21 protein-coding genes and 1 riboswitch are annotated in these 18428 nt (G+C 37.9%); of the genes, 3 read left to right on the top strand and 18 right to left on the bottom strand.

The window, feature by feature from the left end; translation table 11 throughout:
* Positions 1 to 45: 45 nt before the first annotated feature.
* A riboswitch (SAM riboswitch) is annotated at positions 46 to 152 on the bottom strand.
* 82 nt (positions 153 to 234) lie between these two features.
* The gene (locus RYX56_RS03490; protein ID WP_317120743.1) at positions 235 to 399 is read right to left on the bottom strand and encodes a hypothetical protein; all 165 of its coding nucleotides are present in this window, start codon (positions 397 to 399) and stop codon (positions 235 to 237) included.
* Positions 400 to 419: 20 nt separating this feature from the next.
* Positions 420 to 1067, bottom strand: coding sequence for a glutamic-type intramembrane protease PrsW (prsW, locus tag RYX56_RS03485; protein ID WP_317120742.1), 648 nt, complete (start codon positions 1065 to 1067; stop codon positions 420 to 422).
* Positions 1068 to 1230: 163 nt separating this feature from the next.
* On the opposite strand from prsW, the gene RYX56_RS03480 reads away from it, so the two are divergent.
* Complete coding sequence (locus RYX56_RS03480; protein WP_317120741.1) at positions 1231 to 2199, top strand: asparaginase; 969 nt, start codon at positions 1231 to 1233, stop codon at positions 2197 to 2199.
* 37 nt (positions 2200 to 2236) lie between these two features.
* Here the strand turns inward: RYX56_RS03480 and RYX56_RS03475 are convergent, their stop codons facing one another.
* The 10 genes from RYX56_RS03475 to RYX56_RS03430 form a co-directional block, all read right to left on the bottom strand.
* Complete coding sequence (locus RYX56_RS03475; RefSeq protein ID WP_317120740.1) at positions 2237 to 3223, bottom strand: YpdA family putative bacillithiol disulfide reductase; 987 nt, start codon at positions 3221 to 3223, stop codon at positions 2237 to 2239.
* 90 nt (positions 3224 to 3313) lie between these two features.
* Positions 3314 to 4576 carry a Glu/Leu/Phe/Val family dehydrogenase gene (locus RYX56_RS03470; protein WP_317120739.1) on the bottom strand — a complete coding sequence of 421 codons (1263 nt, stop codon included), beginning with the start codon at positions 4574 to 4576 and terminating at the stop codon, positions 3314 to 3316.
* Between the two features lie 226 nt (positions 4577 to 4802).
* On the bottom strand, positions 4803 to 5720 hold the full coding sequence (locus RYX56_RS03465) for a D-alanine--D-alanine ligase family protein (RefSeq protein ID WP_317120738.1): 918 nt from the start codon (positions 5718 to 5720) through the stop codon (positions 4803 to 4805).
* Positions 5721 to 5877: 157 nt separating this feature from the next.
* A complete protein-coding gene (locus tag RYX56_RS03460) occupies positions 5878 to 6477 on the bottom strand; it encodes a genetic competence negative regulator (protein ID WP_317120737.1) in 600 nt (199 codons plus the stop codon).
* Between the two features lie 126 nt (positions 6478 to 6603).
* Complete coding sequence (locus tag RYX56_RS03455; RefSeq protein WP_317120736.1) at positions 6604 to 7509, bottom strand: MerR family transcriptional regulator; 906 nt, start codon at positions 7507 to 7509, stop codon at positions 6604 to 6606.
* Positions 7510 to 7700: 191 nt separating this feature from the next.
* The gene (locus RYX56_RS03450) at positions 7701 to 8459 is read right to left on the bottom strand and encodes a metallophosphoesterase (RefSeq protein WP_317121300.1); all 759 of its coding nucleotides are present in this window, start codon (positions 8457 to 8459) and stop codon (positions 7701 to 7703) included.
* 35 nt (positions 8460 to 8494) lie between these two features.
* Positions 8495 to 8887, bottom strand: a complete 393-nt coding sequence (locus RYX56_RS03445) for a hypothetical protein (RefSeq protein ID WP_317120735.1) — start codon at positions 8885 to 8887, stop codon at positions 8495 to 8497.
* A gap of 100 nt (positions 8888 to 8987) precedes the next feature.
* Positions 8988 to 9884 carry a hypothetical protein gene (locus tag RYX56_RS03440; protein ID WP_317120734.1) on the bottom strand — a complete coding sequence of 299 codons (897 nt, stop codon included), beginning with the start codon at positions 9882 to 9884 and terminating at the stop codon, positions 8988 to 8990.
* Entirely contained in the window at positions 9881 to 10411 is a 531-nt protein-coding gene (locus RYX56_RS03435) for an RNA polymerase sigma factor (protein WP_317120733.1), read from the bottom strand. Before RYX56_RS03435 ends, RYX56_RS03440 begins: the two co-directional genes overlap by 4 nt.
* A gap of 154 nt (positions 10412 to 10565) precedes the next feature.
* Positions 10566 to 11780 (bottom strand): M20 family metallopeptidase, encoded by a 1215-nt coding sequence (locus RYX56_RS03430; protein WP_317120732.1) that lies wholly within the window; start codon positions 11778 to 11780, stop codon positions 10566 to 10568.
* Between the two features lie 604 nt (positions 11781 to 12384).
* Here RYX56_RS03430 and RYX56_RS03425 point away from each other — a divergent pair.
* Positions 12385 to 12606 (top strand): hypothetical protein, encoded by a 222-nt coding sequence (locus tag RYX56_RS03425; RefSeq protein ID WP_317120731.1) that lies wholly within the window; start codon positions 12385 to 12387, stop codon positions 12604 to 12606.
* A 54-nt stretch (positions 12607 to 12660) separates the two neighbouring features.
* Here RYX56_RS03425 and RYX56_RS03420 read toward each other — a convergent pair whose 3' ends face one another.
* The 5 genes from RYX56_RS03420 to RYX56_RS03400 form a co-directional block, all read right to left on the bottom strand.
* Positions 12661 to 13122, bottom strand: coding sequence for a DUF2663 family protein (locus tag RYX56_RS03420; RefSeq protein WP_317120730.1), 462 nt, complete (start codon positions 13120 to 13122; stop codon positions 12661 to 12663).
* Between the two features lie 55 nt (positions 13123 to 13177).
* The gene (locus RYX56_RS03415) at positions 13178 to 13423 is read right to left on the bottom strand and encodes a hypothetical protein (protein WP_317120729.1); all 246 of its coding nucleotides are present in this window, start codon (positions 13421 to 13423) and stop codon (positions 13178 to 13180) included.
* Between the two features lie 64 nt (positions 13424 to 13487).
* Positions 13488 to 14072, bottom strand: a complete 585-nt coding sequence (locus RYX56_RS03410; RefSeq protein ID WP_317120728.1) for a CPBP family intramembrane glutamic endopeptidase — start codon at positions 14070 to 14072, stop codon at positions 13488 to 13490.
* A 5-nt stretch (positions 14073 to 14077) separates the two neighbouring features.
* Positions 14078 to 15601, bottom strand: coding sequence for a RecQ family ATP-dependent DNA helicase (locus tag RYX56_RS03405; protein WP_317120727.1), 1524 nt, complete (start codon positions 15599 to 15601; stop codon positions 14078 to 14080).
* A 2-nt stretch (positions 15602 to 15603) separates the two neighbouring features.
* Positions 15604 to 16650 (bottom strand): YpbB family protein, encoded by a 1047-nt coding sequence (locus tag RYX56_RS03400; RefSeq protein WP_317120726.1) that lies wholly within the window; start codon positions 16648 to 16650, stop codon positions 15604 to 15606.
* Between the two features lie 293 nt (positions 16651 to 16943).
* Here RYX56_RS03400 and RYX56_RS03395 point away from each other — a divergent pair, with 293 nt between their 5' ends.
* Positions 16944 to 17192 (top strand): ferredoxin, encoded by a 249-nt coding sequence (locus tag RYX56_RS03395; protein ID WP_317120725.1) that lies wholly within the window; start codon positions 16944 to 16946, stop codon positions 17190 to 17192.
* Between the two features lie 47 nt (positions 17193 to 17239).
* Here the strand turns inward: RYX56_RS03395 and RYX56_RS03390 are convergent, their stop codons facing one another.
* Positions 17240 to 18295, bottom strand: a complete 1056-nt coding sequence (locus tag RYX56_RS03390) for a M14 family zinc carboxypeptidase (RefSeq protein WP_317120724.1) — start codon at positions 18293 to 18295, stop codon at positions 17240 to 17242.
* Positions 18296 to 18428: the final 133 nt, after the last annotated feature.

Genomic DNA, 18428 nt, shown 5'->3' with positions numbered 1-18428 from the left:
CAACTTATAAAATAAGAAGAAGGTGTCCATTCACTCATTGGCTTCTTCTTATCTTTCAAGCCTACGCTTGATGGAATTAGCACCTGACCTCTTCAAAAAGGCTGGTTGCTGAGACTTCTTCGGGCCATTCCCTCCGTCTCTCTTGATAAGAATTATATGTTTTATGAAATTTCGAAATAAACTTTTTACGTTGAACTAAAATTACAACAATTCAAAAGATTTTGCAAGTCTTTTTTAAGATTCAGGGGTTGCGTCAACTTTCAAATCATCATTATTTCCACACACACATTGCTTAAATCCTGTTTCATATTCCCCTTCATCATTCTGTTTGCCACGCAAAATATACTTCTCTCCGCACTTCGGGCAACGAATGACTATACGATAACGTTCTCCGACCATCTTTCATTCCCCTTTCAAATTTAATGATCAAGCTTATTAGCCCATTTTACCTTATTTAGAGCCAAGATCCAAAGTCCAATCATAAATGGCACTAAACCAATCAGAAAATACATACCAAACGTCAGTAAAATAAAGTCATATAACCCATGTAATACAACAGGAGTTACTAAAGAAAGCATTAAAAACCACTTTCGTTTTGATGCTTCCATTTTTGCTCGTCCAATATAATAACCCATTATGACTCCATATAGTGCATGACTGGATACAGGTAATAAAGCCCGAGCTACAGCAGTTTCGAGTCCATGAGCAAGCATGTAAAATACATTTTCCATTGATGCAAATCCAAGAGATAAAGATACGCCATAGACAATTCCATCATATCTCCGTGTCATCTGCCCATATTGATAAGCAAAAAAATAAAGCATAAACCATTTAAAGAATTCTTCAAAAAACCCATATAAGACAAAAGCCTTAAGTAAATCTCTTTCAAAAAAGCCCTCTACGGTAAATGCGTACTGCAATACCATAACAGGAAAAACAAGGATAAGTCCAATAATAAAGGTTCGAAAAACTAAGGCATTTACGGTTGATTCATAATCATTTCTCAAATAAAAATATGATAATAACGCCATTGCTGGTGCGATCGCGGCTGTCAATATGGCAAACAATTTAAAGCCTACCTTTCTTATCCTGTGCACACATTGATTTTTCATTCAAGTAAAATAATTCACATGGTGAGTGAGGTATGAAAAATATGTTAAAATACGATCATAACATCAAAGAAGATTTTATTCGATGGATGTAATAGTATGAAATAAAGGAGCAATGAAGATGAAAAAAATTCTTGTTTTACATACTGGCGGTACAATCGCAATGCAAGAAGATGAACATGGCGCTGTAACCCCTAATCTAGTAAATCCATTATATTCCACAATCGAATCCCTTTCAAGCATCGCCTCCGTTGTGGTTGACGATTACCTGAATATCCCATCTCCACATATGACCCCTTCTTTAATGGTCAACTTAGCACATCGATTAAAGGAAAGAGTGGAATCTGAACAATTGGATGGCATTGTCGTAACGCACGGTACAGACACACTTGAAGAGACGGCTTATCTGCTTGATCTGATACTGGATATCAATAATCCTGTAATCGTTACAGGAGCGATGCGTTCTAGTAATGAATTAGGTTCTGATGGACCTCATAACTTAATATCAGCGGTTAAAACAGCAGCTAGTGAAGACGCATATGGCAAGGGTGTTCTAGTCGTTTTAAATGATGAAATCCATACAGCTAAAAACGTCACAAAAACGCATAGCTCTAACATTGCTACATTCCAAAGCCCTCAATATGGGCCTATTGGAATTGTTACAAAACGGGGTGTTAATTTTCACCATACACCTGCGAAAAGAGATTGCTACGCTATCACTTCATTAGAAAAACGAGTGGTCTTGTTAAAGACATACACAGGTATGGATGCCACTACAATTGATGCCATCTCTGAAACATCCATACACGGGTTAGTGATTGAAGCTTTTGGCCAAGGTAATGTCCCTCCAACCATCATGCCTGCATTAGATCGACTTATTAATAGGGGTATCCCTGTAGTATTGGTATCTCGTTGTTTTAGCGGAATCGTTCAAGATACTTATGCATATGATGGTGGAGGCCGTACACTTAAAGAGCTCGGCGTAATATTTACCAATGGCTTAAATGGTCAAAAAGCAAGATTGAAATTGATGGTAGCACTTGAGAAAACAAACGATAATGATCAATTACAGACTTTATTTTTGACTTAAGGAATTAACTCCATTAACTACAAAAAAAGCCCTAAAATTAGGGCTTTTTTGCTTCTGCTTGATCTTTTTCTGTTATGTTTTCAGCAATGAGAGGTCCATGGAATCGACCATTCTCAATAAAAATCTCATTTGCATTATTACCGGCAGCAATGACCCCAGCAATATATACACCCTCAATGTTTGTTTCCATCGTTTCCTCATTAAAAGCTGGTCTTCCAGTTTGATCATCAACTGATACTCCAATAGTCGTTAGAAAAGAATGATCAGGATGGTAGCCCGTCATCGCAAAAACAGCGTCGGCTTTCGCAGTAAACTCTTCTCCATTAACTGTGTATATGACTTCTTTTTCTTCTATTTCTTGTACATCTGCATTAAAAGACAAAGAAATCTTACCATTTCGCACTAAGGAATCATATTCCGGTAAAATCCATGGTTTTACGCTGCTTGAATAGTCCTGACCTCTATACAACGCTGTTACACGTGCCCCTGCTTTCTCTAATTCAAGCGCAGCATCAATGGCCGAATTCTTTCCACCTATAACTACAACATCTAGGTCAAAGAAAGGGTGAGCCTCTTTGAAATAATGATACACATGATCTTGCTCTTCTCCTGGAACATTCATTTTATTCGGACTATCATAATATCCTGTAGCAATAACGATTTGACTGCATTCGTATTCGCCCTTAGATGTTTTAACTTGAAAGCGACCATCGGGTTGTTTGGTTGCACTTCTAACTTCTTCATACGTATGAACACGAATATCCTTACGTTTCACCACATCTCTGTAATAAACGAGCGCTTGATTACGCCTTGGTTTACGCTCCTCTGTGACAAATGCTACATCACCTATTTCAAGCTTTTCACTCGTACTAAAGAACGTTTGATGAGTAGGATAACGATAGATCGCATGTACGATATTTCCTTTTTCAATGACTAACGGGTTGTAGCCCTTATTTTGGCATGCGATTGCTGTTGAAAGTCCGCATGGCCCGGCACCAATTATAATGATATCTTCTTTTTTCAATCTACATTCACCTCACGTGCTTTACATAAAAATAAAACCCTTGCATCAATGACACAAGGGTAAGATCGTACTTACTAATAGTATAGCAAATTAAACCCAGCCACGGAAACGAGAGGCTTCAGCCATTTTACGCACACCAATCATGTAAGCTGCAAGACGCATATCTACTTTACGGCTTTTAGATAAATTATAAATGTTCTCAAACGAGCCCACCATTACATTTTCTAATTTGCCTTCTACTTCTTCTTCCGTCCAGTAATAACCTTGATTATTTTGAACCCACTCAAAGTAAGAAACGGTTACTCCACCAGCACTAGCCAATACATCTGGAACGAGTAGAATATCTCTCTCAGATAAAATACGAGTTGCTTCCATTGTAGTTGGACCATTAGCAGCTTCAACTACAATCGATGCTTTAATGCGGTCAGCATTTTCTTCTGTAATCTGATTTTCAATTGCAGCAGGTACTAAAATATCACAATCAAGTTCTAACAATTCCTGGTTTGAAATCGTCTCTTTGAAAAGGTTTGTCACGGTTCCAAAACTATCACGACGATCAAGTAAATAATCAATGTCTAAACCTTCTGGATCATGAAGTGCGCCGTTAGCATCACTAATTCCTACAACTATGGCACCGGCATCATGCATGAATTTAGCAAGGAAACTACCTGCATTTCCGAAACCTTGGATAACCACTTTTGCACCTTCAATGTCGATTCCTTTTTTCTTAGCAGCTTCACGGATACAAATCGTTACCCCTTTAGCTGTAGCAGATTCACGTCCGTGTGAGCCCCCTAGTACAAGTGGCTTCCCTGTAATAAATCCTGGAGAGTCAAATTCGCGAATACGACTATATTCATCTAACATCCAAGCCATAATCTGAGAATTCGTGAAGACATCTGGTGCTGGAATATCTTTAGTAGGTCCAACAATTTGACTGATTGCACGAACGTAACCACGACTTAAGCGTTCTAATTCGCGGAAAGACATATCGCGCGGGTCACAAATAATACCGCCTTTCCCTCCACCATAAGGAAGGTCAACAATACCAGCCTTCAAACTCATCCAGATAGATAACGCTTTCACTTCTTTTTCGGTTACATTTGGATGGAATCGAACTCCACCTTTTGTAGGTCCGACAGCATCATTGTGTTGCGCACGGAAACCTGTGAAGATTTTTGTAGAACCATCATCCATCTTAATCGGGATTCGTACGGTCAACATACGGATTGGCTCTTTCATTAATTCAAACATTTCGTCCGGATAACCAAGCTTGTCCAAAGCCTTCTTAATTACTTTCTGCGTTGAAACAAGCACATCTAAATTTTCAGCTTGCTTACCATTACCTTCCATCTGTTTCACCTCTAGCCAGTGTTCGATGTTTTATTATAATCCGCATCTAACTGCGGCATCTTTCATCACTACTAACTATAATGAAAGAGCTCTCATTTTTCCACCTTTTCAGTAAAAAAAACAAGATAAGTTGTATTTCCGTCCTATTCAAACTATTCATACTAATTATTACCCAGATAGCCATAAAGTAAACAGACTGATTTAAGCAACCAGTCTGTTTCTAATATTACTTATTCAATGATAGTTGTATAAATGTTTCAATCATTTGATCGTAGGACAATCCAATTTCACGCGCAGCGTCTGGATACAAGCTTGTAGGTGTCATACCAGGTAATGTATTGACTTCTAAAATTACTGGGTCTCCACCATCATCCGGAATGATAAAATCAACACGCGAATAAATGTCACAACCTAATGATTGATGTGCAAGAACTGCATGCTTTTTTACATAAGTAGTTTGTTCATCCGTCAGACGAGCCGGAACAATATGTTCACTCATACCAACAGCATACTTTGCTTCATAGTCATAATATTTATTTTTGGGAACGATTTCGACAACAGGAAGAGCTTTCTCTTTACCTTTATTACCCATTACTGCAACGGTTACTTCTCTGCCTTTAATGAACTCTTCTAGTAAAACTGTCTCATCAAGTTCAAACGCTGCCTCAATTCCGTTAAATAATTCTTCTTCATTTTCAGCAAATGTGATCCCAATCGTAGACCCTTCTTGGTTCGGTTTTACAACGATCGGATATGGAATCTCGATTTTAGTTGCTTGCTTATCATAAGAGTGCTTATATAAAACATGTTGTTTAGCCACTCTTGTTCCTTCACGCTCAAAAAATAATTTCGACTTTGCTTTATCCATTGCGAGAGCAGATCCAGCAACTCCAGAGCCCACGTATTTGATATTTAACATATCTAGTAATGCCTGCACCTTGCCATCCTCTCCATATCGACCATGAAGCCCAATATAGACTAAATCGACGTCAAGTGCTAATAATTCTTCTAATCTATCAGGATGAAAATCAATACCTACAACGTCGTGTCCATTAGCTTCTAACGCCTTAATGATTCCTTTTCCTGATGACAACGATACTTCTCTCTCTGCTGAAATTCCTCCGTATAAGACAGCAATTTTCATATGGCTCAACTCCTACTACACATTATGTACCACTAGTATATTCGCCTACTTAGTATTCGGAACTAGTCTCGGTTATTGTACCATAATACACTTAACCCCGCTCTTTGAAACTACAAATTACAGAAAGAAAAAACTGATGACCTATTGTCACCAGTTTTTAGCGCTTTATAAACGTGTGATAAAGCTGATAGATCGCTTCATGATCCATCAAACATTTGCCATATTCTGCAGCTCTATGAAAAGACACGGTAGATGAATGGCCAAACTCTGACAATAAAGCGATGAACGCTTCCTCATCTTTATCATTCAAATCAATATCTTCAAATTTCATAAAATAACGGCCTTCAAAGGAATAGAGACGACCTCCAATAACCCCAAAAGGATAGAGACGAGAAGCTAACCCAATTACATCTTCAAACTCTCTAAATGTGTAAAAGATGTCATCACTCTCATCTAAGGTTACTTGCATCTCGATGTAGCCTTCTTCAAATCCTTCTATGTCAAAGTCTTCATCTGGTAATCCTTTTGACACAATGATCACCATTCCTTGTGCTGGCATAGCATATACTTCAACGGCAATAGGTCCATCTACTTTAAACCCAAGCTCATCATCAGCTTCAAGCATCATATCTCGAAATAAATCATGTACTTTCGGAACATCCTGCCATAAATCTTCTTTCGTAATCCCCCGCTCTTGCATATCATCAAACGTAAGAAACACCTTAAATTTATCCACATTTAAACGCTCAAGACGCATTGTTAACCCTCCCTTATCCGAGAGCCGCTTATGGGCTTACTCGTTCCGTAAACATCGTCTTTCTATACGGTATGTGAGGACGCTACAGAAGGTTCACAAACACGAAGCGTAAACAAACCTATTTATTTACTGAAGGTTTGACCGCAGCCAACCTTCCCAATCTGCTTTCGTCTTACCAACTATATGCGACTCTAAATCCTGTTTCATGTCACCCTCGATTTGATCAAAGGCATAACCACCTGTACCAATAATAAGGTCTGGAAAACATCCCTTAAGATGATGTATCAAATCAGAAGTTGCTTTTGTATTCTGTTCTATTGTACATGAGGTAAAGAACAACTTAGCATCAACCTCGCGTAAAACTAGTTCTACATCCTGATTTGGTATTCCTGTTCCCAAATAAATCACTTCAAAACCTTTTCTTCGTAGAAAGAGAGTAAAAATCAGCAACCCTAACTCATGCGTTTCATTTGGTCCACATACTGCAACTACTTTAGGTAAGAATCCATCTACAGGCAACCCATGAAAAATATTACCGATTTTTGTTCGTAAAAAAGATGTTACAAAATGTTCGTGTGCCGTTGAGATTTCATTACTTTCCCACATATGCCCTACCTTTACAAGTAAGGTTCCTAATATATCAATGGTCACTTTGTCTATACTAAAAAGACTAAATGCTTGATTAAGAAGTTGATGTGCCTTCATCTCTTCAAATGATAATAAAGCATGTAAGATGTCATCTGATAATTGAACGGAATAATCACTGTGATTTGTACTTTCCGGTGATTGCAACGCAATATTACCCTTTTCAAACAAACCTACAGCTTGTCCAATTGTAAATCCTTTATTCACCTTATCAATTAACCATCGTAAGATAGCCACATGCTCATCTGAATATAAACGGTGCCCCGCTGTGTTTCGAATGGGCTCTATTATCTGATAGCGACGCTCCCAGGCTCTAAGTGTTCCCGGTTGGATCCCGAGCATAGTTGATATTGCTTTTATGTTATACTTCCCTTCAGTAGAAGCCATATTCTCTCCCCCTATACAAGCTATAATAGCTTCATTCTGAGATCTTTTTAATTCGATCTACTTGCTTAGAGAACCTCGCCTTCAGACCTTGCCTAAAAGTGATTCTTTTCAGCTAAGTATAGCGAAGGAATAGGCCTGTGTAAACTTTGTATAAGTATCTGATAACATTTCTTTGTCAAATAAACGGTCTCCTACCTTCGTTTCACCACAATCATATGAGCTTCAGCAGGGGCACATAAGCGCAAGGGCAAGGATGTCGTCCCATACCCATTGCTTATTAAATGCCAAGATCCTTTTTCTTTTTTCAGACCACCCTTCTCAGCAATGCCAATTCCTAAAAATCGAATTTGGCCCCCATGTGTATGGCCACTTAGCGATAAATGTGGGAAGAGAATTTCCTGGGCTTCTCTTATTACATCAGGATAATGACTAACCAAAATCGTAAAATCTTGTTTTTCTTCACCACTCATTTTTTCATCAATTGCAGAGTCTTCCCAGTTTTCTTCAAGACCAATTATCCGAATCTGCTCATCCTTCACTTCGAAATAATCACTTGAATTACTAAGCACAACCACACCATGGCTCGATAGACTATCTTCGAAAGTAGCTTGATCTACTTCCATATCATTATTCCCCCAGACAAAATAGGTCGGTCCTAATTGTGTAAGTAAGCGAAGGTTTTCATTATATCGTTCTTTACTAACCCCTCTTTCAACCAAATCGCCGCCAATAATGACAAGATCACACTTGTGATCCATTTGATCTAACAGTTTCGGAGAAAGTTTTCTCCTATGTAAATCAGAAATAAAGAATACTCGAAACGCATCAAACGCTTTTGGAAGAGTATCATACGAGAGTTTATGTATCCGAAGTCGATTTCGAAACGCTTCAACATACATATAAGAAAGTAAAATGAGTCCAACTACGAGAACTAAATATAAAACAATCATCACACTTCCTACTTCCTTATAAGGCTAATATTTATTTACCTTTTACTATTTAAGTCAGCATCCATTATACCATATAAGCTAGCAAGAATAAGTATTGGGAAGGTAGCAAGCCAATTGGTAAACAGAAGGTGTAAGATCGAAAGCAGAGCTACAAGTAAAAATAACACTCTTTCTTTTAGCACCAGTGGATTGATGTGCGTTTGATAGACGAGTCTGATCAAATCTTGCACAAATATAGAATAACCTAAAAAACCAGCAACAAAACAAAAAGATGCAGCTAGTACTTGAAGTGGTGAAAACAAAAGTGCTCCAATGAACTCTCCTAACCCCCAGCCTCTAGGAGACGGAAAAAGGGAAAATGACGCAAGCGTTCCACCATAAGCGATGATTAAAAGTAAGGTTTTTTTATAGACTGCATATACATCCACATGCCATCCACCCTTCCTTTGTCACATACTTTGGCTACTTCTGTAAGGTATGCTAGATCCCAAAAGAAAATACCTCTCAGCATCAACTGAGAGGTTCAATTTAATTGATCCATTGAAAATGCTCTAACACCTGCCCTACCCGAATTTGCAAGCCTTCTGTATATTCTGTAGTTGTATGAATTTTAATAGAGTAAACAGTATCGTCGTTTAAGATCACAGCAAGCTGTACAGACTCGTCTCCTCTCATGTATAAACGCTCATCGGTCACTTCAAAAGCAGACTGCCTACCAGTAATCGTCAAAGAAGACTCTTCATATCGTACAAATCCATCTTCTTCTAATTCACTATACAATCCATCTGCAACCTCTTCTGCAGATCCATTATGATATTTCCTCATCGTGTAAAAGGGAGGTTCAATCATTCCATCGCCATAATCAGCACTAAGTTGGAGACTATAGTCGTTTTCCCTATATTCTCCTTCTATATCAAACCCACTTTGGACAACTGAACGAAATCCTATTTCTCGATCTGTAAACTCGATCACTTCGTTTACATCTTCTTGCCCCTCCATGAGGAACGTTTCTTCTCTCGTCTCTCCTAACTCAACAGGGTTTTCTAATTCAATTGAGCTCGCGTCTGAAGGTTCATTAGAGTCCGTCTCTTCTTCTTCACTTTCATTTATTACATTTTCACCCTCTATATCAGATTGAAAGATAGCTACTTCTTCATCATTTTGCTCTTGTGCCCTTTCTTCTTCAATCGTTGAAAATTGATCTGTACCTCCCTGAAAAAAGCCACCCATACTTAAAATAGCACCAATTCCGACTGCAGCAGTTAACGACGCGGCCACTCGCCAGTTACGAAATAAAGTAGTCCGACGTGGCTTTTTCTCCTTCAGGACAGCAGACATAATATGATCAGTTGAACTTTTAGTAGGCATTTGCTCATATTGTTTTTTTAATTTCTTCATTTGTTGGTCAAATTGGTTGTCGTTCATAGTACTTCACCTACTTTTTCTAACTTCTCTTTAAGTTGTTTTTTTGCCCTCATCATCCTTGTTTTAATAGCACCCTCAGAAACTCCAAGAATGTCTGCAATTTCTTGATAAGGGAGATCATGAAAATAATGAAGTATGATCGGTACTTTATATTTTTCTTCTAAAGTTTGAATCTGTTCATGCAAAGCTTTCGTACTTTCATCGTAAAATTGTTCAATGTATATAGATGATTCCTGTGCTTGTTGAAAGGCTTTAAGCTTTCTTCTTTGTCTAGTTTCTCTTCGGTATAAATCACGTACTACATTAATCGTGATGGAATATAGCCAAGTAGTAAACTTCCCTCTTGTATGTTTATCTAAAAATCGATACACCTTGATAAAGACTTCTTGAGTGATGTCTTCCACACTTGATTCTGGTACACCAAGTTGAAAGGCAAACTTTTCAACTGTTTTGACATGTAATTCAATTAGTTGTTGAAAAGCCTCATCATCTCCTTTTTTTGCTCGCATTATTAAGTGATTTTCCATTAGGAGTACCCCCGGCGTCATGTTTCACAGACTTCTCATTCTATAAAAAGGTTTGTTAATTAGTTCAATTATATAACGACAGAACTGGTAAATAAGTTACATTGCACGTTAAAAAACACGCTTACCTAGTTAGGGTAAGCGCGAAGGTACGTTCTTAATTTGCATCTACTTGAGAGTGAAGATTTTCTTTTGTACTGTTTAATAGAAAATCAATGGCTGCACTTGTTAGCAACTTCCCAGCAACAAGCATCGCTGATTCATCAAAATCAAATTTAGGATGGTGATGCGGGTAGATGATTCCTTGATCAACATTCCCTGCCCCCGTAAAGAAAAAAGTTCCAGGGACATGTTGTAAGTAATATGCAAAGTCTTCTCCACCCATAACAGGAGCCATCTCTTTAACCAATTCTTCACCTTGTAAATCAATTGCCACTCGTACAAACCGATCTGTTTCTAACGGATCGTTAATAACAGCAGGGTACCCTTTTTTATATTCAAATTGATACGTTGCTCCCATCGCATCACAAACCCCTTTTGTCACTTGCTCCAGCCGTTCAATCATCATATCTTGTACTTCACTTTCAAATGTCCGTACGGTTCCAACGACCTTTGCCCGATCAGCAATTACATTAAAGGCGCCACCAGCATGGAAAGAACCTACGCTAAGTACGGCTGACTTCAATGGATCTACATTTCGGCTGACGATGTGTTGCAAATTTTGAACAACTGAAGTCCCAACTGCTATTGCATCAATTGTTTCATGTGGTGAGGCACCGTGGCCTCCCCTTCCGTGAAATTCAATTTCAAATCGATCGGCTGCAGCCATAATAGCATCTCTACGATACCCAATTTCTCCTAATGGCATGGTTGACCATAAATGTGTGCCAAAAATCGCATCGACGCCTTCCAAGCATCCATCTTCAATCATCGCAATCGCCCCACCAGGAGCTAATTCTTCTGCAAATTGATGAATTAATACAACCGTTCCTTCTAGGTCTTGTTGATGTTTCATTAGCACCTTTGCCACCACAAGTAACGTAGCTGTATGACCATCATGACCACAAGCATGCATGACACCTGGTACCTTTGATGCAAACGAAAGACCTGTTTCTTCCTCTATAGGCAGGGCATCAAAATCGGCACGAAGAGCTACCGTTTTACCAGGTTTTCCACCTCGAATATAACCTACAACACCACGTCCTCCAACATTTCGTTTCACTTCAACACCTAATGCCTCAAGGTAATCCGCAATCAATTCTGGAGTCTTTACTTCTTCAAAGGAAAGTTCAGGATGTTGATGGAGGGTCCTTCTTAATTCAACCATTTCAGAATAATATGACTCTAATGACTTATGTAGTTTTTCAATCATGTCAGCACTCCTTTTCTATACATGTATTTCTTCAATTGTACATTTCGATTAACGAAAAGAAAACTATATTCCTAATTATCAGAATTATTATTTTATATTCGTTTATATGAATGACTTTATTTTTTCATGCAACTAAATAAAAATAAAAAAACTGATACCCTATTGGATACCAGCTTGATCACATTTTCACTCAGAATACTCAGATACTTTTAAAAGTCCAATTGCCATAACAACAGCAAGAACCATTGCCATAATACCGAAACCTAACACCGCTACTAATTGTACTAATGTCATGATTCAACACTCCCCATATGCAAATGTTTCTTATTAATAATTTGTAACTTAATCCTATCACAGCTAGACTTCTCGCTTCAAAAACATTTGTGACAATCTCTCGAACATTACATACATATAAGTAGCGAAACTAACTGATACACAAAGCGTCGAAAAACACCTAAATATGTCAAAAACCCTATGTAAGATTCCTTTACCACATGATTGAATATTCAGTTTAATTAAGATATACTGAAGACACAGAGATAAAGAAAACGCTTACAATTATAAATGGTATTAAATACAATTATAAAGAAAGGTGTGAGAGTATATGTTTTTGACAAAATTAACGGATAAGTCCCTTATTACAAACCAGGATCTTGCCTTTAACCAACGGATCGGTCTTCCTGTTGAAGTATATTGTTCAAGACGGTGCGCAACATTAGCTTTCGGAAAGATAGAAATGTATACGGATACGATTATTTTCGTAGGTGGCCAATCATTTTGTCGGGAGAATCATCTCTTTTTTGGGCACCCCCATCTCACAGCATAAGCTCAAAAAAACCACTCCATCATTCAGCACGCTCCCTGAATGACGCAGTGGTTTTTATTTGTAGTATAGATTAACATCATGGTTCTTTTTCATATAAGTAAAGACATCATCACGATATTTCCAGCCTTGATCCTCTTCCCATAATTCACTTGATCGATCAATACATTCGATTCGCAATGATTCAAATTCATCTTCTGCTTTTGTAACCTTCTTCGTAAACAGTTTCACTTGTACAAGTCCAACTGCAAATAAAAGAATTAATAATAGGAGAAAGACATTTCCTACTAGAATTGATAATAAATTTGGCCCAATGGCTCCTCCGACTGACCGTATCACTTGAGCACCAAATAATAAAAATAACCCTAGAGACAAAAGAGTAAACAAACTCCAATGATCTTTTGCTTTCTTGTATTGATCCCACTTTTCTTTACGTGTCACCATTTCATCTAACATAACCAGGCTAACTTTTGTTAAGGCATTAGGGTCTATGTTCCATTCTTTAAATTGATTCATCATCCTTCCTCCTTTATTTACACATTATGAAGGAGAGGACAAACTAGAACAAAAGCATTTAAAAATTCAACCAATAAGGTGAGAACACCAATAACAAAACAATTAGCAAAAAAGCCATTAGTAATAACCGAACAAGCGGAAAGCTCACCGTAACACCCTTTTTTTTCTTTTTACTCCGATTACGATGTACTTTTTTCCTCGACGGAAGAACAACTTCCTCTTGTTGCGATTGCTTTTTTTCCATTCGAGACATATGTTCTCTTAATGGTTCTGCTTGATCTTGTATACGTTGTTGTTCGCTCATGACGTCCCACCTCTCTATTATTTAGTATCGGATAAATAACGGTTGATTAAATGAATCAAATGAATCATTTTTTTATTTTACGCGCTTTATTCCTCAAAAACATACCAAATATAAAATCAATCAGAAAATGTGCAGTGATCGTTACCGTCACGCTATTTGTATACTCGAATAGAAATCCTAATGAAAAACTTACTACTAATACGAATGAAAACAAAATCGGTTTCGCTATATAACGAACGTGAACGAGAGCAAAAATGAGGCTGGCGATAACCAATCCAAAAGCTGTTTGTAGAACGGCCCTAAATAATAGCTCTTCAGCGACCGCAATCACCAAGCAAAGAATAATCATGTGTGGGGTTGTACGCTCTTTAAATACACGTTCATTTATTCCCCCATCATCCAAATGTCTTGCAGGTACAAATTGATGAAGGATGAGATCTATACTAACTACAATAACAGCAAAGCCTATTCCAAAGACGGTAAGCTCATACCAATTAAAGGAAAACAATTGAAAGAATGCATTTATATCTTCAAACAGGAAATAAGCTCCTATCAAAGCGATCATAAACATACCGAGTTGAGAAAGATATAAACTAGTTAGAATCTCTTTATCACTCAAATCATTAATTGATCTTTGGTTTTCACTCATTTAGTTTACCTGCTTTCCCCAAACAATCTCTGCTGTAATTCACTTTTCCAATTAAGTTTCAAATCGTTTGAGTCAGGCTTGCGATCTTTTTGTTTCTCTTGAGTACAATACCGTTCAAAGGTTACGCCACACCGATCACAGCAATCTAGCTGTTTTTGAAAAGTATGCTCCTCAAAATAATGGACTAATCCTGCTCTTCTACATGCCCTACTATGTAGCCAACTTTCAAACGTTGTTAATTGCTTTTGTTTCGTTCGATGGTAACGTGAGAATTTCTTGGTCAACATATCTGCTACAGAATCTAGGGAAAAACGCCGGATCTCTCCCTCATTTACGACACCAATTTCTTCTAAAGAAACCTTTACATTGTTCCAGGCTACTTCACTACAACCAACATGTGCACAAAGTTTTGCTTCAAATCCAGTACTTATGTGTGTTTCTTTCGTTAATAACATTAGAAGCTCACGTATTTGCTCTTCACTCAGTTGCTCTCTTTGAGACAATAGCCGGGCAAGTCCTCGGTCATCTTCACTAAATAATACGATTGCGATACTTTTCTCTCCATCACGTCCTGCTCGACCAACCTCTTGCACATAGGACTCCATTTGAGTGGGGTAGTGGAAGTGAATGACAAAACGAATGTTATTTTTATTAATCCCCATTCCAAAAGCACTTGTACAACAGATCACGTTTAGTTCTCCATGCATAAACTGCTGTTGAATCAATAGGCGATCTTCATTTGTCATCCCACCATGATAGAAGTTGACACCTTTCATCCCTCTTTCTTGGAGTTTTCTTGCTGTTGCCTCAGTCCATGCACGACTAGAAAAATAAACCATTCCAGGTCCCTCTAGCGATTCAACAAGTTCAAATAATCTTTGCAGTTTATCATCTATACCTAAAAAGGATTCCACTGCAATCGCAATATTAGGCCTGTTTACTGAATGGATAAAGGACGCGTACTCCGTCATCCCTAAATATGTACATATATCTTTTCGCACATGAGGCGTAGCGGTAGCCGTAATCGCCAAACAAGGTGGATTACCTACTTGTTTTCTAGCTGCTTCTAAACGCAAGTAATCGCTTCTAAATTCATGTCCCCATTGCGAAATACAATGTGCTTCATCTACAACTAACAACGAAATATAAAGGTCCTTTAATTTCCTTTGTATATACTCTGATTGCAACATCTCAGGAGAAATGTAAATTAATTTATAGTCAAAGAGCGAACGTAGAACTTCTTCTCGTTCACCTAAACTCATAAAGCTATTAATCGCAACCACGTTCTTGATCCCTTCTGAACGTAATTGTTGAACTTGATCTTCCATTAACGATAAAAGAGGAGATACAATAATCGTGGTTCCTTTTTTTAAAAGGGCTGGCAATTGGTAACAAATTGACTTCCCCATGCCTGTCGGAAGCACTGCAAGCACATCTTTCCCCTCCATGACAGCTTGAATAATCTCTTCTTGCCCCGGGCGAAATGAAGGGTAGCCAAACCATTTTTCTAATTCTCTTTCTAGTTTCACTGTTATCCCTTCCTTCTAGTTAGTGCCAATCGAATCATAAAATAACTCACTTCATCACCTAAAGCCTCTTTTAGTTCCCGCAATTTCACTAATTCACCTTTTGACTGTATGAGCGCTTCAATTTTTTCTTGAAGCTCTATAGAAATGTAGTCATGGACAGGAAAGTTGGGTTTCTGTAAGGCTAGTTCAATGATGTGGTCCTCTATTGTACTTGTTTTTAATTTTCTTTTCGTTGCTATCTCTTTTATTGTTAATCCTTGCTCTAAAAGTTGCGATGTCTGATCTGCAGACCTTGTCCAACCTGACCCCTTTTCTAATTGATCAATAAACCTAAAAAGGATAGGAAAATCTCTGTGTCTTGCTTCAATTTCTTTTAATAGATCATGGAGCAATGCTTGATGAATGATGACGGCATCTTTCTCAGTGATCGAACAAATATGAGCTGCTTGCCTTGCCGTGTATCCAATCTTTTTATCAGTCGTTAATTGTAATACAAAAAATAACGCATATTGCGGTTCATATCGTATTAGAAGAGCTTGTAATTCCTGATGTAAATTGCTAAGCGCTTTATCTCTGGTTTGGTGGTTCTTTGGCAGAACATGTCTAACCCAGGCTTGTACAAAACGCTCTTGAATGATCGGAATAAATGACTTCTCGCCTGATTGAATATGCGTTATAGTTTGAATCCACAGTGTCAACCTTTGCCAAAATACAAGTGAAAGCTTTCCGTAAAGCCACCCATTTAATTGTAAAAGCAATGGAGTCTCTTCAATTGCAAGGGATCGTTTCTTTTCCCCTTTTTCTGTAATTAAGTAACGATCTTCGCCTATTTCCTGTAGATACCCTTCAGTCGTTAGGCGTTTTACAATTTTTGTCATGTCATTACGTTTCATCGTTGGAAAAAGGCCGAAGTATGACAGAACCGAGAAGAAATGCCCATCCTGAATGGTTTGTGCAGACTTTTTACCTTGGAGTAAATGATAAGCTCCATAGATCGTACGTTCTCCTTTGAAAGCTTTACACACAGCTAAAATAATTACATCATTCATTTATGCCCCCTCCCATTGACATCACACTTATTCCTATGCCACTTCTTATTTACCTGTTATTGTATCAAATTATCGGCTTATTTAGTGGCTAAATAGATTCTGTGAGGGCATAATGAAGGAGCATTCATCTATTTAAAAAATTTAGGAATGATTTGGTTGAAAAGTTTTTCAATCGGCTTTACAATAAGTAAGTACAAAATCAAATCACCCTAGTGAATAAATGCGAATACACTACTGCATAGATTTCTCTAGTGTTGGATTTTATTTAATAGAAACTAAATGGAGGGAATATCATGGCTAAATATACGATTGTCGACAAAGATACTTGTATCGCATGCGGAGCTTGTGGCGCCGCTGCTCCAGATATTTATGATTATGATGATGAGGGGATTGCATTTGTTATTCTTGATGATAACCAAGGAACAGCAGCAATACCAGAAGAGCTTGAAGAGGACATGATTGACGCACAAGAAGGATGTCCAACTGATTCGATCAAAGTGGCCGATGAATCCTTTGATGGTGATGCGTTAAAATACGAATAGAGTTCATCACAAACAGGCTACCGAATAGGCAGCCTGTTTTATTTTTGCTATTTTATATGAAGTGTTAATCCTTCTAGTGCTAACATACTTGCATTTGACCAAATTTCTGCATAAGCATGTTTGGCTAGTGGATTGACTCCTACTCCAACCTCGATTGTGAACCCAGGTCTTCTTGTTTCTTGTATAAACCAATCTTTATATCCCCCGTCACTATCAGCTGTATGGACTGGTGTATAGGAACTTGCTAGTGATAAACGGTTAACCATTTCTTCACTTTCTCTAGGCTCTAACCCTCTATATCCCCAATAAATCACTTGTCCCTGTGAATGAAAAGTGAGTACATATCTAAAGTCAGTTCGTAGTGTGAGCCGATGAATCGCTTTTACTTCTGGTTCAGTTAACGGCGCCTTGCCACTAAAGTGCCTTGGCCATGGTTTTTGCGGACTCTCACTCGCTTCTAGTTCCCAGCCTGCTGGCCATTGGTGATTGAGGTCAACTCCTCGGATGTTACTTGACCAATGATCAAAACGCTTCATTCCCTTATTGATTTCTAATACTTCTTTATAGTGGGGATGTTCTTCATAAATCCCTTGTAAGACGAGCTCTACCCCATCTGGATTGACAAGCGGGACGATATATAACTTCACTTCACTTAATAATTTCACTATATTATATTGATAAAGCAAGCTCTCTTCTTTATTTGCTACCAAACATTCTTTCATGAATTGAACGAGAAATTTAGTTGTATGCCATTCATTTGCATGCCAACCACCTGAATAAAAAATAGATGTTTTTCCAGTGCCTATTGAAAAAGCATAAATGGGCTTTTTCATAACCGAATAACCAATAATCTCTACTCTCGCCCCCATAGATTTTAGAATCGAAATATCTTCTTCCAGATCAACCGGACCATATTCCGTCCATGAATTCTCCCTGTTATCTTTTATGTTGTTTAGAGAAGGGATATGTAACAACTGTTCAGGGATGAGATAATCAATTTCACTTTGAATGTTTTGGTTAAATAAAAGCAAATCAAATGGACGTACCCCATGTTTTTTTGCGACTTTAGCAATCGTATCGCCATGTTGAACGACGTAATCCATTTTGATCAACCCCCTTTTTAATACATTATGTCAATTCATTCTTGTTCAGAAGTAAAGCTCACTAGAATGTGATTCGACATTTGACAGAAAGAATTTAATATGTTAAATTATCAAACAATTAGATATATTTAAT

The organism is Alkalihalophilus lindianensis (assembly GCF_032843265.1).
Taxonomy (GTDB): domain Bacteria; phylum Bacillota; class Bacilli; order Bacillales; family Bacillaceae_D; genus Alkalihalophilus; species Alkalihalophilus lindianensis.
The sequence above is the reverse complement of the archived record's forward strand: the minus strand, read 5'-3'. Positions and strand labels throughout refer to the sequence as shown.

Bases quoted from the DNA above. Each gene is read 5' to 3' on its own strand.
- RYX56_RS03435 (WP_317120733.1), bottom strand. From the start codon at position 10,411: ATGGAAAATCACTTAATAATGCGAGCAAAAAAAGGAGATGATGAGGCT.
- RYX56_RS03395 (WP_317120725.1), top strand. From the start codon at position 16,944: ATGGCTAAATATACGATTGTCGACAAAGATACTTGTATCGCATGCGGA.
- RYX56_RS03420 (WP_317120730.1), bottom strand. From the start codon at position 13,122: ATGATGAATCAATTTAAAGAATGGAACATAGACCCTAATGCCTTAACA.
- RYX56_RS03490 (WP_317120743.1), bottom strand. From the start codon at position 399: ATGGTCGGAGAACGTTATCGTATAGTCATTCGTTGCCCGAAGTGCGGA.
- RYX56_RS03425 (WP_317120731.1), top strand. From the start codon at position 12,385: ATGTTTTTGACAAAATTAACGGATAAGTCCCTTATTACAAACCAGGAT.
- RYX56_RS03400 (WP_317120726.1), bottom strand. From the start codon at position 16,650: ATGAATGATGTAATTATTTTAGCTGTGTGTAAAGCTTTCAAAGGAGAA.
- RYX56_RS03415 (WP_317120729.1), bottom strand. From the start codon at position 13,423: ATGAGCGAACAACAACGTATACAAGATCAAGCAGAACCATTAAGAGAA.
- RYX56_RS03480 (WP_317120741.1), top strand. From the start codon at position 1,231: ATGAAAAAAATTCTTGTTTTACATACTGGCGGTACAATCGCAATGCAA.
- RYX56_RS03430 (WP_317120732.1), bottom strand. From the start codon at position 11,780: ATGATTGAAAAACTACATAAGTCATTAGAGTCATATTATTCTGAAATG.
- RYX56_RS03390 (WP_317120724.1), bottom strand. From the start codon at position 18,295: ATGGATTACGTCGTTCAACATGGCGATACGATTGCTAAAGTCGCAAAA.
- RYX56_RS03410 (WP_317120728.1), bottom strand. From the start codon at position 14,072: ATGAGTGAAAACCAAAGATCAATTAATGATTTGAGTGATAAAGAGATT.
- RYX56_RS03455 (WP_317120736.1), bottom strand. From the start codon at position 7,509: ATGGCTTCTACTGAAGGGAAGTATAACATAAAAGCAATATCAACTATG.
- RYX56_RS03450 (WP_317121300.1), bottom strand. From the start codon at position 8,459: ATGATTGTTTTATATTTAGTTCTCGTAGTTGGACTCATTTTACTTTCT.
- RYX56_RS03470 (WP_317120739.1), bottom strand. From the start codon at position 4,576: ATGGAAGGTAATGGTAAGCAAGCTGAAAATTTAGATGTGCTTGTTTCA.
- RYX56_RS03440 (WP_317120734.1), bottom strand. From the start codon at position 9,884: ATGAACGACAACCAATTTGACCAACAAATGAAGAAATTAAAAAAACAA.
- RYX56_RS03460 (WP_317120737.1), bottom strand. From the start codon at position 6,477: ATGCGTCTTGAGCGTTTAAATGTGGATAAATTTAAGGTGTTTCTTACG.
- RYX56_RS03465 (WP_317120738.1), bottom strand. From the start codon at position 5,720: ATGAAAATTGCTGTCTTATACGGAGGAATTTCAGCAGAGAGAGAAGTA.